This window comes from Deltaproteobacteria bacterium (genome assembly GCA_021159305.1).
In the GTDB taxonomy this organism is placed as follows: Bacteria; Campylobacterota_A; Desulfurellia; order JAGGSF01; family JAGGSF01; genus JAGGSF01.
This window is the reverse complement of the sequence record JAGGSB010000065.1, coordinates 1-13,922: the sequence shown is the minus strand read 5'-3', so window position 1 is coordinate 13,922 and position 13,922 is coordinate 1. Positions and strand designations below refer to the sequence as shown.

At 38.4% G+C, this 13,922-nt stretch carries 17 protein-coding genes; 15 read left to right on the top strand and 2 right to left on the bottom strand.

Features of this window, described 5'->3' with window-relative positions:
• The first annotated feature begins 171 nt into the window (after positions 1–171).
• The 3 genes from J7J10_04130 to J7J10_04120 are packed head-to-tail and all read left to right on the top strand — an operon-like array spanning position 172 to position 2,490.
• Positions 172–1,377: a homocysteine biosynthesis protein gene (locus J7J10_04130; GenBank protein MCD6130117.1), complete on the top strand. Its 1,206-nt coding sequence runs from the start codon at positions 172–174 to the stop codon at positions 1,375–1,377.
• Positions 1,370–2,074 carry a UPF0280 family protein gene (locus J7J10_04125; GenBank protein ID MCD6130116.1) on the top strand — a complete coding sequence of 235 codons (705 nt, stop codon included), beginning with the start codon at positions 1,370–1,372 and terminating at the stop codon, positions 2,072–2,074. Before J7J10_04130 ends, J7J10_04125 begins: the two co-directional genes overlap by 8 nt.
• 11 nt (positions 2,075–2,085) lie before the next feature.
• Entirely contained in the window at positions 2,086–2,490 is a 405-nt protein-coding gene (locus tag J7J10_04120; protein ID MCD6130115.1) for a 4Fe-4S binding protein, read from the top strand.
• Positions 2,491–2,604: 114 nt separating this feature from the next.
• Here the strand turns inward: J7J10_04120 and nrfD are convergent, their stop codons facing one another.
• Together nrfD and J7J10_04110 are read right to left on the bottom strand one after the other, a co-directional pair.
• Positions 2,605–3,765 (bottom strand): polysulfide reductase NrfD, encoded by a 1,161-nt coding sequence (gene nrfD, locus J7J10_04115; protein MCD6130114.1) that lies wholly within the window; start codon positions 3,763–3,765, stop codon positions 2,605–2,607.
• A 27-nt stretch (positions 3,766–3,792) separates the two neighbouring features.
• Positions 3,793–3,990 (bottom strand): 50S ribosomal protein L28, encoded by a 198-nt coding sequence (locus J7J10_04110; GenBank protein ID MCD6130113.1) that lies wholly within the window; start codon positions 3,988–3,990, stop codon positions 3,793–3,795.
• Positions 3,991–4,213: 223 nt separating this feature from the next.
• Between J7J10_04110 and J7J10_04105 the strand changes: the two genes are divergently transcribed.
• The 12 genes from J7J10_04105 (at position 4,214) to J7J10_04050 (ending at position 13,395) form a co-directional block, all read left to right on the top strand.
• Positions 4,214–4,846, top strand: a complete 633-nt coding sequence (locus J7J10_04105) for a metallophosphoesterase (protein ID MCD6130112.1) — start codon at positions 4,214–4,216, stop codon at positions 4,844–4,846.
• Positions 4,846–5,172 (top strand): DUF3147 family protein, encoded by a 327-nt coding sequence (locus J7J10_04100; protein MCD6130111.1) that lies wholly within the window; start codon positions 4,846–4,848, stop codon positions 5,170–5,172. Before J7J10_04105 ends, J7J10_04100 begins: the two co-directional genes overlap by 1 nt.
• A gap of 104 nt (positions 5,173–5,276) precedes the next feature.
• Positions 5,277–5,567 carry a DUF2018 family protein gene (locus tag J7J10_04095; protein MCD6130110.1) on the top strand — a complete coding sequence of 97 codons (291 nt, stop codon included), beginning with the start codon at positions 5,277–5,279 and terminating at the stop codon, positions 5,565–5,567.
• The gene (locus J7J10_04090; GenBank protein ID MCD6130109.1) at positions 5,568–6,122 is read left to right on the top strand and encodes a dCTP deaminase; all 555 of its coding nucleotides are present in this window, start codon (positions 5,568–5,570) and stop codon (positions 6,120–6,122) included. It abuts the gene before it with no gap.
• An 8-nt stretch (positions 6,123–6,130) separates the two neighbouring features.
• Complete coding sequence (locus J7J10_04085; GenBank protein MCD6130108.1) at positions 6,131–6,883, top strand: YebC/PmpR family DNA-binding transcriptional regulator; 753 nt, start codon at positions 6,131–6,133, stop codon at positions 6,881–6,883.
• A gap of 2 nt (positions 6,884–6,885) precedes the next feature.
• Complete coding sequence (locus tag J7J10_04080) at positions 6,886–7,812, top strand: bifunctional hydroxymethylpyrimidine kinase/phosphomethylpyrimidine kinase (GenBank protein ID MCD6130107.1); 927 nt, start codon at positions 6,886–6,888, stop codon at positions 7,810–7,812.
• Positions 7,809–8,537: a 3-deoxy-manno-octulosonate cytidylyltransferase gene (gene kdsB / locus J7J10_04075; GenBank protein ID MCD6130106.1), complete on the top strand. Its 729-nt coding sequence runs from the start codon at positions 7,809–7,811 to the stop codon at positions 8,535–8,537. Before J7J10_04080 ends, kdsB begins: the two co-directional genes overlap by 4 nt.
• Entirely contained in the window at positions 8,530–9,954 is a 1,425-nt protein-coding gene (locus tag J7J10_04070; protein ID MCD6130105.1) for an aldehyde dehydrogenase family protein, read from the top strand. Before kdsB ends, J7J10_04070 begins: the two co-directional genes overlap by 8 nt.
• On the top strand, positions 9,951–11,177 hold the full coding sequence (gene coaBC, locus J7J10_04065) for a bifunctional phosphopantothenoylcysteine decarboxylase/phosphopantothenate--cysteine ligase CoaBC (GenBank protein ID MCD6130104.1): 1,227 nt from the start codon (positions 9,951–9,953) through the stop codon (positions 11,175–11,177). The genes J7J10_04070 and coaBC overlap by 4 nt, the downstream gene beginning before the upstream one ends.
• Complete coding sequence (hisD, locus tag J7J10_04060; protein ID MCD6130103.1) at positions 11,161–12,447, top strand: histidinol dehydrogenase; 1,287 nt, start codon at positions 11,161–11,163, stop codon at positions 12,445–12,447. The genes coaBC and hisD overlap by 17 nt, the downstream gene beginning before the upstream one ends.
• Positions 12,422–12,889, top strand: coding sequence for an N-acetyltransferase (locus tag J7J10_04055; protein ID MCD6130102.1), 468 nt, complete (start codon positions 12,422–12,424; stop codon positions 12,887–12,889). Before hisD ends, J7J10_04055 begins: the two co-directional genes overlap by 26 nt.
• A 62-nt stretch (positions 12,890–12,951) precedes the next feature.
• Complete coding sequence (locus tag J7J10_04050; GenBank protein ID MCD6130101.1) at positions 12,952–13,395, top strand: SgcJ/EcaC family oxidoreductase; 444 nt, start codon at positions 12,952–12,954, stop codon at positions 13,393–13,395.
• Positions 13,396–13,922: the final 527 nt, after the last annotated feature.

Here is a 13,922-nt window from a genome sequence, read left to right as displayed (position 1 = left end):
TCGGTGATACACTAAATTACCAATGGAGGTGTCTCATTTTCATTGACACATTCCGAGAGTTGCAAGCAAACGACTTTGTCGCTTGTCTTGACAAACACCTCTAGTGTTTGCAAGCAAACGACTTTGTCGCTTGTCTTGACAACAGAAGGAATAAAATCTAAATTAGCGAGAATGGAAGAGTACAAGGTAAGCAAGACAATAAAACAGATAAATGAAAAGATAAAAAGGGGAGAAGCAGTAGTAATAAATGCAGAAGAAATGGTAGACATCGTTAGAAAAGAAGGTATTGTTGATGCGGCAAAAAAGGTAGATGTAGTGACTACTGGTACATTTGGCACTATGTGTTCTTCCGGGGCATTTATAAACTTTGGCCATACTACTCCCCGCATAAAGGCATATAAAGCCTGGCTAAATAATGTTCCTGCCTATGCTGGATTGGCGGCAGTAGACCTGTTTATCGGAGCAACATCTGTAAAAGAGGGAGATCCGCTGAACAAGGTCCATCCTGGTAACTTTTCTTACGGTGGAGGCCATGTGATAGAAGACCTTATTGCTAAAAAAACTTTGGAGTTGAGGGTGGAGGGATATGGGACGGATTGTTATCCTCGCGGCTCGTTTATCAAGAAAATCACTATTCGCGATCTGTCCTATGCCACTTTGTGCAATCCGCGAAATGCTTGTCAGAACTATACCTGTGCTATAAATACATCGGATAAAACAGTTTATACCTATATGGGTATTTTAAAACCACATATGGCAAATACCACATATTCCTCAGCCGGACAACTGAGCCCACTCCTTAATGATCCATTTTATTTAACTATTGGTATAGGAACAAGAATATTGTTGGGTGGAGGAATAGGGTATATCGCATTTCCCGGTACACAGCACAACCCAAATGTAGAGAGGACAGAGAGAGGTGTTGTTTTGTCTGCTGCAGGAACATTAGCCTGCGTAGGCGATATGAAAAAGATGAATCCTGCTTTTGTAAGGGGGGTATCCATACTTGGATATGGCACTTCTTTAACTATAGGTATAGGAATACCTATACCTATATTGAATGAGGAAATTGCATATTTCACCGGAATAGGTGATGAGGATATCTATGTATACATAGAAGATTACGGTTCTGATTATCCTCAAAACAAAGAAAAAACTTATGGAAAGGTAAGCTATAAGCAGTTGAAGAGTGGATACATAGAAATAAATGGTAAAGGGGTTTCTTCTTCTCCTATGTCCAGCTACTTCAAAGCGATTGAGGTAGCGGAAACATTAAAAAGTTGGATTAAAGACAAAAAGTTCTTTCTTTCTGAACCGCAAGGAAAGCTGCCTCAGGCGAAGAACTATAAGCCAAGAAAATATATAAGAGATGAATAATCGTTTCTATCGCACTTCTTCAGAAAACTTTCAGGATTACATCGTAAAAGTGAGGGAAAGTGACCTGTTTATAAAATCGCATACTAACAAGGAAGAAAGCATAAAAGAATGTGTAGAAAATTTGAGAGGAGATATTAAAAGGTATATTAGAAAAAGGAGAGATTTTCTTGTTTCTTTAAAGCCATTGGAAATGGATGAGGAGGCACCACAAATTGTCAAAGAGATGATAAAATATACACAAATTGTCGGTGTAGGCCCGATGGCTGCTGTGGCTGGAGCGATAGCAGAATTTGTGGGAAAAACAGTAATGGATGATGAAGAATATATCATAGAAAACGGTGGGGATATATTCCTCAAATTAAACAAACAACCAAAAATAGCTGTATTTGCAGGTTCATCTCCTTCAAGTGGACTTATGGTGAAATTAAAGAAAGATGTATTGCCATATGGTATATGTACCTCATCAGCAACGATAGGGCCATCTCTTAGTTTAGGTAAAACGGATGCCTGCCTTGTTATATCTCACAGTGCAATATTGTCCGATGCCTTAGCAACAAGAATTGGCAACATGGTAAAAAATGAAAGGGACATAAGAAAAGGATTGGATTTTGCTCAAAGCATAGATGGTATTTTAGGGTGTGTTATTGTTATGGGCAGCAAAACGGGTATATGGGGAAACATAGAGATTTCCTCTTAAAGGAGTAAAGGATGGTATCTAAAAAAGTGATTCTTACATTCAAGAAAGAAGTGGTGGATAAGCCTATTGTATGTGAGCTTTCCAAGGAATTTAATTTAACATTCAATATATTAGAGGCAAAAATTCTTCCCAGAAGGGAAGGCGTGCTTATTATGGAACTCATTGGAGAAGAAGAGAAACTGCAAAAAGGATTAGATTATCTAATACAAAATAATGTAATTGTAGAGTTTGTAGAACGAAAGATAAAGAGAGATGAGGAAAAATGCTATCACTGTGGTATTTGCGTTTCTGTATGTCCTCCAGAAGCATTGGTAATAGATGATAAGAAGACGATGAAGGTATCCTTCTACCCGGATAGATGTGTTGCTTGCGGCTGGTGTGTGAAGGTATGTCCTGTCAAAGCGATGAGCTTGTAGAAAACGATAAAAAGGCAACCTTAAATGCAACGAGCTAATATCTTCGTTTTTGATTTTTGAGCTATCACAATTAAACATAAAGGAATAAATAGTAAGGGGGGTTATCCCCCCTTACTATTCTGCTTTTTCACTGATGGGGAATTTGAATATTGCTTCACCCAACAAGAATAGGAAGGATAACACGCCATACCCTCCAGCGATAATAAGCCATTCCGCTATCTTTGGAGTATAATTTAAATACACCGTGGAGTGTTCTGTAGTCATGCCTAATGGATGCAGTACAGAAACAATCTGTCCTGCCATAGTGAAATCGTAATGAGCAGCATATGTGCCGGCGATAACTAATATAGAGGCAATAAATGTAATTGTTGCCGATTTTCCCTTAGCTGAAGCATAAAGTATTAAAGGTAAAACAATTCCGCAGATTATCTCAAATAACCAGAAGTTTAAGGAAAGAGGACCTGCATATAATGCTTTTACCGCTTCATATTTGCCCGGGACAAGACCGAACTTGCCGCTTATTATATACCACATATAAAATAATGCTACTACGCACAAGGACACGATCTGCACTTTTGTAGCCGCTTTTATAAGTGATGGGTTGCTTTTTCCCCTCAATTTGGAAATCCAGGTGGTAGTCAAAAGAAAAACGGCCATTCCGGAAGTCATAGATAAAGCCAAGAAAAAGAAAGAAGGAAACGGTCCAACATAAAATGGTCTGGCAACAGCAGAGCCAAACACAAAACCTACATTTGCTCTTGCTATAACATCAAGCACAAGCGCTATTCCGCCGAACACAACAGCTATTCCATATTTTTTACGCATAAGCAGTATAAATTCTACGATAGCAAAAACAATATAAGATGCGTAGAAGATAGCCATTCCCATTATAGGCGCAGAAAGATTTGGTGAAAAAATAAACAGAAAAATTGCTTTAATGGGATGGCCTAAATCCCACAGGATACAGGAAAAAGCAGCCAAAAGAGACATGATAGCCAGCCAGGCCGCTCTTGATGTTGCTGGCTCATAAGTGTCAAAACCAAACAGATGTCCCAATGCACCAATCACACACAAACCAGTGGTAATACCAACGAAGTAGAGATAACCGATAAGACAGACACCCATAGTCATCTCACGTGTTGCACCAAACATCCCAGCTTGCCCAAAAACCCAGCCGTATAAACCAGTAATACCGCCAATTGCCACTACTATCAACGATATTAGCATCCATATTAGATGCCAACCCGACATTCTTTGTGTTGCTACTCCATTCATATAAACCTCCCACCTCTTGCTCTTTGTTTAGACCCGAACATATTTTTCCACTTTACCTGCTTTAAGGCATTTCATACATACATTGAGCTTTTTCACTTTTCCATCCACCAATACTTTCATCTTATGAAGATTCGGCAGCCATCTTCTTTTCGTTTTTCTGTTAGAACGACTTACCTTGAACCCTACTATTGGCTTCTTACCGCAAATATCACATTTTCGTGCCATTCCCTCAACCTCTCATCTTTCCTATATATGGAAAATATACCACGAAAATATTTTATTGACAAGTGTATTTTTACACTTGCAAGTAAACGGTTTTGTTTGCCTTGACAACTGTATTTGGCAGTTGCAAGCGAAGCGAAGCTTTGCCTTGACAACTGTATTTGGCAGTTGCAAGCGAAGCGAAGCTTTGCTTGACAAGTATAAATAAAAAAATATTCTTAAATCTGTGAATCGCATATTTGTTATAGGTGATATTCATGGTTGCTATGAAAGATTAAAGACATTGTTAGAAAAACTACATATAAAAAACAATGATATGCTTATATTCTTGGGAGATTATATTGACAGGGGAACGGATTCAAAAAAAGTGGTAGAGGAAGTGATAAATCTCAAATCGCAATATCATATTATTACACTTTTAGGTAACCATGAAAAAATGCTTTTAGATATTCTTCAAAAGAGTTTACCTATAGAGATGTGGCTGTTCAATGGAGGGGAAACTACACTGTTAAGCTATGGTATAAAAAAGTATAATATTTCATCCGATCTCTTCCCTCCCGAGCACATAGAGTTTTTTAAAAGCCTTCTTCCATATTATGAGATGGACAATTATATATTTGTTCATGCCGGATTGAAACCGAACATACCCTTAGAAAAACAATCTATTGATGATTTGGTGTGGATAAGAGATGAGTTTATATACAGTGATTGTGACTTTGGCAAAGTTGTTGTATTTGGACATACTCCCTTAGCTGAACCTCTATTTCTAAAAAACAAGATTGGCATTGACACTGGAGCGGTATATGGCGAAAAGCTCACCTGTCTTGTTCTTCCTGAAAAAGAGATTATCCAGATATGATGTTTTGGATAAAAGTTGCTGTCTCTGCATTTATTATCGTCATTCTCTCTGAATTAGCCAAGAGGGTGCCCTGCTTAAGTGGTGTAATTGCAGCTATGCCCCTTACTACACTGCTTGTGATCATCTGGCTGAAAATAGGAAAAAGTTCCTCGGATATTATAATTTCATTTTCTAAAGGCGTGATTATAGGTATAGTTCCTACCATTATCTTTTTTGTATTGTTTATCATATTGTTAAAGAAGACTCCTTTTATCACATCACTACTTCTGAGCATACTTGCCTGGCTTATTGTAGTTCTGATATTTCAGAAACTGGGCATTGTTTAATATTACTTGAAACAAAATATTTAAATGTTATATATTTTATTGTCAACAAAAGGGAAACTTTATATAATCATTGTGTAATACATAGTTTTTTGGTAGGAGGGAAAATGGATAATATATTTGAATATGGATTGGAAATAAAAGAACCTACTTATGAAGATATTGTAGAGAAATTTATGCTTGTTCTGGATAGAGGAGAAAAGGATGCTATTGTAGGGGAAATAGAAAAGGTAGCGGAGTATATTGTTGCTTTGGAAAGGTTTTTGGAAGATAATAATATGGATTTTACGGAGGAAGATGTTAAAAAGATGAAAATGCAGTATCTACCCGATATTGAGCAGAGAAAAAAGCTATTCATGCTACATTTTGTAGGAAGAATAATTAAGAGAGAAGGATAAATGAGTGTAAGAAATGACCGCTGGATTATAGAGCAAGCAAAGAAAGGAATGATATTTCCTTTTAAAGAAAAACAGGTGTCAAAAAGTGTTATCTCTTTCGGTGTTTCTTCCTATGGCTATGATATGCGAGTGGCGGATGAGTTTAAAATATTTACCAATGTGAACTGCACCATAGTAGACCCTAAGAATTTCACGGATAGAAACTATGTAGATTTTAAGGGAGAAACATGTATTGTTCCTCCCAATTCCTTTGCGTTGGCTCGTAGTATGGAATATTTTAAGATACCAAGAGATATATTGGCTATTTGCTTAGGGAAGTCTACCTATGCCAGGTGTGGGATTGTAGTCAATATTACACCCTTGGAACCAGAATGGGAAGGGTATGTAACTATTGAAATATCCAACACCACACCATTGCCAGCGAAGATATACAGCAACGAAGGCATTGCACAGGTTATCTTTTTGGGTGCTGAAGAAGAATGTTTAATCTCTTATAAGGACAAGAAGGGCAGATATCAGAAACAAACAGGTATTGAACCACCTAAAATGATTTAGGAGAAGATATGTCTGGACACAGTAAATGGAGTAGTATTAAACATAAGAAAGGTAGAACAGATGCTAAAAGGGGACAAATATTTACCAAGCTCATCAAGGAAATTACCATTGCTACTCGCTTGGGAGGAAAGGATATAAATGCGAACCCTCGCTTGAGGTTAGCAGTGGAAAAGTCTAAAGAAAGCAATATGCCCAAAGAAAATATTGAGCGAGCAATAAAAAAAGGAGCGGGAGAATTACCCGGCGTAAGCTATGAAGAGATTTTATATGAAGGCTATGGCCCCGGTGGTGTAGCAATATTGATCTATGCCACTACAGACAACAAGAAGCGCACTACAGCCAGCATAAGACACATTTTAAGTAAATATGGTGGAAATTTGGGTGAGAATGGTTGTGTTTCCTGGATGTTTGAAAGAAGAGGTTGTTTGACTTTCAGTAGAGAAGAAACAGACGAAGAACAATTGATGGAAAAAGCAATAGAAGCGGGGGCAACGGATGTAATAGACAACGGAGAAGATGGTGTATATGAAGTAATTGCAGAGACCAAAGTCTTTAATGAAGTAAAAGATTCTCTTGTTCAAGTTGGTTTCAAACCCCAGGCAGATACTATTGAGATGATTCCCCAAAGTACGGTAAGGTTGGAAGGGAAAGATGCAGAAAAAATGCTAACCCTTATGAATAAATTAGATGAAGACGAGGATGTCTCTCAGGTATATGCCAATTTTGACATATCAAATGAAATAATGGAGAAATTCCAATAGATATGTTTTCCAAACTGAATATAGCTGTTGTAGGGGATATAATGTTGGATAGGTATATTGAGGGTGAAGTGGAGCGGGTTTCCCCTGAAGCGCCGGTTCCTGTTGTAGCCATAGGAGCGGAGAAATCGTTTCTCGGAGGAGCGGCAAATGTTGCTCATAATATAAAGGTTGTTGAATCTAAGGTAAGCTTATTTGGTGTCTTTGGCGAAGATGAAAAGGGAAAGAATCTAAAAAAAATACTAAAAGAAAAAGATATAGATTACAGTGGGTGTGTTACCTTAAAAAATCATACAACTACAGTTAAGACAAGAATTATTGCTCAAGGACAGCAGATTGTAAGATTGGATAGGGAAATTGTAAAGCCCATAGAGCCTGAGGCAGAGCGGGAATTGTTGCAGTCAATGAGTAGAAAAACATTTGATGCCATAGTAATTTCTGATTATGGAAAAGGGGTGATAACAGAGGGATTGGTTAAGTGTTTGTGTTCTCTTAAAAAACCCATTGTTGTCGATCCTAAAGTCAATCATACTCACCTATATAAAAATGTTACGGTGATTACACCAAACCTCAGAGAAGCAGAATTGATGAGTGGTATTGCTATAAAGGATCTTCAAGATGAAAAAAGAGCAGCAGAAAAGATATTAAAGGAAACAAATGCAAAATGTGTTTTGATAACAGAGGGACGCAAAGGAATGACACTTTACTCTGAAGACGAAGGGTTCCATGTAGATGCACTGGCAAAAGAGGTATACGATGTAACCGGGGCAGGAGACACGGTGGTTGCCATGTTTATTGTGGGTATGGCAGTAGGATTTCCTTTAAGAAAGGTGGTTAGTTTAGCTAATGAAGCGGCAGCGGTTGTAGTGGAGAAAAAAGGAACTCAAGTGGTAAGTAAGAAAGAGGTAAATGAAATATTAAAGAAGATATGAAGATATTGATTGCTATTCCGGCGCGCTATGCCAGTAGTCGCTTTCCGGGGAAAGTGCTTTCCCCCATTTTGGACAAGTCTATGATACAATGGGTATGGGAAGGAAGCATGCAATCAAAGATGAAAGATGAGGTTCTCATACTAACAGATAGTGAAAAGATAAAACAGGTAGTTTTTTCCTTTGGAGGAGAGGCAAGATTAGTAAGGGGTGATTTTAACAATGGCACAGAAAGAATAGGCGCTTTTATAGAAGATAAGGACTATGATATAGTTGTAAATGTTCAGGGAGATGAACCGCTTATAGAAGGAAAAATTATCGACGAACTTCTTTCAGTATTTATTTCCCGCATAAAAGACGCATCCATTGCTACATTAGCTGAGCCTGCCTCCTTAGAGGAGGCAAAAAGTCCTCATGTGGTAAAGGTGGTAAAAGACAAAAGTGGAAAGGCACTGTATTTTTCCCGTTCGCTTATCCCATATCCGGGAAAAGATGGTTTGTTCTTAAAACATATTGGCATATATGCATATACCAAAGAAGCAGTTCTTTCCTTAAGTCGCCTTCCACCGTCTTCATTGGAAAAAACTGAAAAATTAGAGCAGTTGCGAGCATTAGAAAATGGATATGATATTATGGTTTGGGAAACAAAAACCCATCTAATTGGAGTTGATGTATTAGAGGATGTAAAACAGGTGGAGAGGATTCTTGGTAGGAGGGATTATGTATGATTACGGATTGTTCATTGGAGGCAAGTGGATAGAGAGAGAAAGAAAGATAGAGGTAAGAAATCCTTACAATGATGAATTGGTAGGATATGTAACTCAAGCAGAAGAAGATGATGTGGATAAAGCGGTAGATGCGGCAGAGGAAGCATTCAAAACCTGTAATTTTCCTGCATACAGAAGGGCAAATATTCTTTCTAAAACGGCGGATCTAATGGAAGAAGACCTGCAGGGGATTGCCCGTCTCATTACATTAGAGTCGGGAAAAGCCATTAAGTATTCCATTGGTGAGGTGAAAAGGGGCATAGAGACTCTTCGTTTTGCTGCGGTTGAGGCATTGAAGTTGCATGGAGAAACAATACCCATGGATGCTTCTCAGAGTGGAGAGAACCATATTGGATTTTATATGCGTATGCCTATTGGTATAATAGCAGCTATCACCCCCTGGAATTTTCCATTAAATCTTGTTCTTCACAAGGTTGCACCGGCTATTGCTGCTGGAAATAGTGTGATTTTAAAACCAGCTACTGCAACACCGCTCACAGCAGCAAGGTTGGCAGAAATGATGAAAAAAGCAGGTCTGCCTGATGGTATGTTTAATGTGATATATGGTTCGGGTTCAACCATAGGAAAAAAACTTATAAAAAATGAAAAGTTAGCCATGCTCACCTTTACCGGCAGCCTGCAGGTAGGTTCTTATTTAAAAGAAGAGACAAAGGCAAAGAGACTCACGCTTGAGCTGGGTTCTAACTCGGCATTAATTGTGGACAGGTCTGCAAATATAGAAAAGGTTATCCCCAAATGTATAGTTGGTTCTTTTGCCAACGCAGGCCAAGTATGTATATCTATTCAGAGAATATATGTGCATGAAGATATTTTTGATGAGTTCTTGGGCAGCTTTAAACAAGCGGTATCTAAGGTAAAGGTGGGTAATCCTATAGATGAAGATACGGAATACGGACCTTTGATTGATGACGCAGCTTGTATAAGAATAGAAGAATGGATAAATGAGGCGGTGCAAGAAGGAGCAAAAATAGAGGCGGGTGGAAAATTCATAGGCAAAAGACTTCTTAATCCCACTGTTATCACTAACACCAAACCCGAGATGAGAGTTATCTGTGAAGAATTGTTTGCTCCTGTGGTATGTGTCATACCATTTTCTCATTTTGATGAGGCAATAGATATGGCAAATAACTCTATCTATGGATTGAATGCTGGTGTATATACAAATGATTTGCAGAATGCCTGGAGGGCAGCCTTAAAATTAGAAGCAGGTGGAATTATCATCAACGATTATCCTACATTCCGTGTGGATCAGATGCCTTATGGTGGTGTGAAATCCTCGGGTGTGGGCAGAGAAGGTTTGTCTTTTGCCACTGAAGAGATGACGGAGATTAAATTTATTACATTTAATTTAGGATGATTGAGAAAAAAAATATCGTTATTGGGGTGACGGGTGGCGTCGCTATATACAAGGCGTTGGAGGTCATAAGTGTGCTGAAGAAAAGGGATGCTCATATAAGAGTGGCGCAAACAAAAGATTCTACCAAGTTTATTCCTCCTCTCTTATTTGAGTGTTTGACCAATTCACCTGTATTCAGCGATATATTCAAGAGTGATTTTATTTCTTCCTCTCCTGTTCCAACCAGTACTGCTCATATAAACTGGGCAGGCTGGGCAGATGCATTGGTTGTTATGCCTGCCACTGCCAATATCATTGCCAAGATTGCTCATGGAATAGCAGATGACCCTGTATCGCTTTTGGCTTTAGCTACAAAAGCAAAAAAGCTCTGTGTGCCAGCCATGCATAGTGTTATGTATGAAAATTCTGCAACTCAAGAAAATATAAGAAAATTGACTGAAAGAGGTTGGAAGATTTTGGAGCCTGTAAAAGGAAAACTCGCCTGCGGTAGTTATGGCAAGGGACATATAACAGAAGAAAATATCATTGTAGATGCGATAGAGGATCTGTTTTGTGAAAAAATTTTTTCAGGATGGAAGATAATAATTACCGCTGGTCCTACCAGAGAATATATAGATCCAGTAAGGTTTATCTCCAATCCATCTTCAGGGATGATGGGTTTTTCTCTTGCCAATATAGCGGCAAAGATGGGAGGAGATGTCACCCTTATTTCAGGATGCAGTCACCTTTCTCCACCTTATAATATAAAGAATTTTATTGAGGTAGAAGATACAGAACAGATGAAAGATGAGGTGATAAAAGAACTGAAAGGTAAAAAGACACTTCTTCTTATGGCCGCTGCTGTTTCCAATTTTAAGCCTAAGGAAAGATTTCCTCAAAAGATAAAGAAGAAGGAAAAGATGATACTGGAGCTTGTGCAGACGGAAGATATATTAAAGACTGTACATGAAATTGTGGAGACGAAGAAACTGCCCGTAAAAATTGTGGGTTTTGCTGCGGAGACAGAAAATGTAGAACAAAATACCATGCAAAAGATTGAGGAGAAAGGATTATGGGCTTGTGTGGCGAATGATGTTTCCAGAAAGGATATTGGTTTTTCTTCACCTTACAATGAGATGGATATAATATTTAAAGATGGGAGAAAAATACATATTAAAAAGGATATAAAAGAGAAGGCAGCTTACAATATTTTAAAAGAGATAAAAGATGCAATTAAAGATTAAGAAGAGAGAAGACATAAGAGATTTATTAAATATCTCTTCTCAAAGAGAAGATGAAAGTATAAGAGAATCTGTGAGAAAGATTATCAGTGAAATAAAACAAAGAAAGGATGAAGCATTATTTTATTATACAGAAAAATTTGATAATTTTACGGCAAACAAAAAAAACATAAAAGTTACTGAAGAGGATTTTTCTCGGGGGCAGACAATAGGAGAAGATGTAAAAGAAGCGTTGAAAGTTGCCTATAAAAGAATAGAGAACTTCTGCAAAGACCAGCTGCAAAAATCATGGTTTTCTACAGAAGAAGGAATGATTTTAGGAGAAAATATAACTCCTGTAGAAAGGGCAGGGATATATGCACCAGGAGGAAAGGCTACATATCCATCTACAGTTTTGATGACCGCCATTCCTGCAATTGTGGCAGGAGTAAAAGAGATTGCTCTGGCCACGCCAGCCTATAATGGGGAAATCAGTCCTTATATTTTGTTTGCAGCATCTTTGTGTAATATAACGGAAATCTACAAGATAGGCGGGGCTCAGGCTATTGCCGCTTTTGCCTATGGAACAGAAAGTGTTAAAAAAGTAGATTTAATTGCAGGTCCCGGTAATGTGTATGTAAACTACGCCAAGAAAGAGGTCTTTGGCGATGTAGGCATAGATGCCTTAGCCGGTCCTTCAGAGGTGCTCGTTATAGTAGATGAAACTACACCTGCTCAATATGCAGCTCGAGATATTGTTGCCCAATTGGAACATGACGAAGATGCAAAGGCTTTTATTGTTAGTTTGGATGAAAAAAAACTAAGAGAGATAGAAGATATTGCTCAAAAATTTATACAAAAAGAGGAAAGAAGGGATATTTTAGAAAAATCTTGTAAGAATGCATTATTTATCCATACCAATGAAGAAAATCTCAAATCTGTGATAAATACCATCGCCTGTGAACATGTGGAGATTATGACCGAGGAGCCCTTTTCAATCTATCCCCAGATAGAAAATGCCGGTGCAATATTCATAGGCAACTGGTCGCCTGCGGTTTTGGGCGATTACATCGCAGGACCAAATCACACCTTGCCCACACAAACCTGCGCTCGTTTTTTATCTCCTTTATCTCCGCAAACATTTATGAAAAAGAGTAGCGTCATTTACTTTACGAAACAGGCATTTGAGGAAAAAGCACCTTTTGCTGTAAAGATTGCAGAGATAGAAAAGTTGTTTGCCCACAAGAATGCATTGCAGGAAAGATTGGATGATATTGAGAAAGGCACATCTTGAAGATAGCCTGCAGATAAAAGAAATCATTGATACATTTGCCGAGGAAAAAAAGGTGCTTGCACGCTCACAGGATGACATAGAGGAGAGGATCAGGGAATTTGTAGTGGCGGAGGAGAAAGAGATTGTCGGCGTAAGTGCATTGCGTGTATATTCTCACAGGCTGGCAGAGGTAAGAAGTCTTTGTGTAAAGAAGGAATATCGCGGAAAATCCATTGGCGAAAAGCTCGTTTTATTTGACATAGAAGAGGCAAAGAATTTAGGTATAAATAAGGTATTTGCTTTGACGATGGAGGTTTCATTTTTCCTTCATTTGGGTTTTAAAAAAATAGAAAAAGGCGAATTACCGGATAAAAAGATATGGAAAGATTGTATCCACTGCCCATTTTTCCCCAACTGCCCGGAAGAGGCGGTGATATATTGTATTGATGGGAAACCATTTTAGTTTTACAAACATACTTCAATTGTGTTTTGTTGATCAAACAAAATTAAAAGGAGGAGCTTGATATGAAAAAAACCGATGACCTTTTGATGGGTCAAAAGGGTATTGTGCAGCAATTCACTGAAGAACAACAATCGGTGCTGGAGGCAATGGACAAATGGGTTGAGGCTGTCACCACCACTAATCCAGGTACTGTGGCGAACTTGTACGCTAAAGAAGCTGTTTTTTGGGGCACTGTATCACCTTTCTTGCGGACAACTCCTAAAGGAGTAAAAGATTATTTTGAGCATTTTATGCGATTGGAACATCTAAATGCAATCTACTACAATCCGATGGTGAGAGTGTATGGTGATATAGCCATAAATTCTGGTTATTACACATTTTTTCACGAGATAGATGGTAAAATGATGAATATATCAGCTCGATATACTTTTGTTTATCGGAAGAACCAGAATGGTAAGTGGATGATTATTGATCATCATTCTTCTGCTGTTCCTCAGAATAAATAGTATGATTATAGTCTAATAATAGGGGTCAACCTGACCCCTATTCCGATTAAATTCTTTTTTTACTTCCATATTTCTATAGTACGAGGATTACCTCTTCCTCTGTCATTCCCGTGAAAGCATGCCCTCGACCTGATCGGGGGCGGGAATCCAGAGTCCAGATTCCGCATCAAGTGCGGAATGACAAAGAAGGAGAAAATCTGCCTGCCCCGTGTAATATTCTAACAAAGAAATTCAATCCCTGTCTGCGTGCGGTCACGCACAGGCAGGTTGGAGTATTACACGGGGTGAATCCCGAGGCAATCTGTGGCTAATATTCTTTTTACTTTTTGAGTGAGCAAAAAGTAAGGATAAGTCAATCAGCAGGATTCCCTTTTTTCTGTCATAAAAACCTCCAGTTCTTACGACCAAATCTGCTATTTGTGTCATAAAATTTTAATGGAGGTAAAATTTTACAGTAAAAGGCAAGGCCTTTTGTCATTCCCGCGCACGCGGGAATCCAGACTCCAGATTCCGTGTCAAGCACGGAA

Excerpts from the sequence above, each read along its gene's own strand:
- J7J10_04095 (MCD6130110.1), top strand. The coding sequence starts at position 5,277 with ATGGATAATATATTTGAATATGGATTGGAAATAAAAGAACCTACTTAT.
- J7J10_04070 (MCD6130105.1), top strand. The coding sequence starts at position 8,530 with ATGTATGATTACGGATTGTTCATTGGAGGCAAGTGGATAGAGAGAGAA.
- J7J10_04125 (MCD6130116.1), top strand. The coding sequence starts at position 1,370 with ATGAATAATCGTTTCTATCGCACTTCTTCAGAAAACTTTCAGGATTAC.
- J7J10_04085 (MCD6130108.1), top strand. The coding sequence starts at position 6,131 with ATGTCTGGACACAGTAAATGGAGTAGTATTAAACATAAGAAAGGTAGA.
- J7J10_04090 (MCD6130109.1), top strand. The coding sequence starts at position 5,568 with ATGAGTGTAAGAAATGACCGCTGGATTATAGAGCAAGCAAAGAAAGGA.
- J7J10_04080 (MCD6130107.1), top strand. The coding sequence starts at position 6,886 with ATGTTTTCCAAACTGAATATAGCTGTTGTAGGGGATATAATGTTGGAT.
- J7J10_04110 (MCD6130113.1), bottom strand. The coding sequence starts at position 3,990 with ATGGCACGAAAATGTGATATTTGCGGTAAGAAGCCAATAGTAGGGTTC.
- hisD (MCD6130103.1), top strand. The coding sequence starts at position 11,161 with ATGCAATTAAAGATTAAGAAGAGAGAAGACATAAGAGATTTATTAAAT.
- kdsB (MCD6130106.1), top strand. The coding sequence starts at position 7,809 with ATGAAGATATTGATTGCTATTCCGGCGCGCTATGCCAGTAGTCGCTTT.
- coaBC (MCD6130104.1), top strand. The coding sequence starts at position 9,951 with ATGATTGAGAAAAAAAATATCGTTATTGGGGTGACGGGTGGCGTCGCT.
- J7J10_04055 (MCD6130102.1), top strand. The coding sequence starts at position 12,422 with ATGATATTGAGAAAGGCACATCTTGAAGATAGCCTGCAGATAAAAGAA.
- nrfD (MCD6130114.1), bottom strand. The coding sequence starts at position 3,765 with ATGAATGGAGTAGCAACACAAAGAATGTCGGGTTGGCATCTAATATGG.
- J7J10_04130 (MCD6130117.1), top strand. The coding sequence starts at position 172 with ATGGAAGAGTACAAGGTAAGCAAGACAATAAAACAGATAAATGAAAAG.
- J7J10_04050 (MCD6130101.1), top strand. The coding sequence starts at position 12,952 with ATGAAAAAAACCGATGACCTTTTGATGGGTCAAAAGGGTATTGTGCAG.
- J7J10_04120 (MCD6130115.1), top strand. The coding sequence starts at position 2,086 with ATGGTATCTAAAAAAGTGATTCTTACATTCAAGAAAGAAGTGGTGGAT.
- J7J10_04100 (MCD6130111.1), top strand. The coding sequence starts at position 4,846 with ATGTTTTGGATAAAAGTTGCTGTCTCTGCATTTATTATCGTCATTCTC.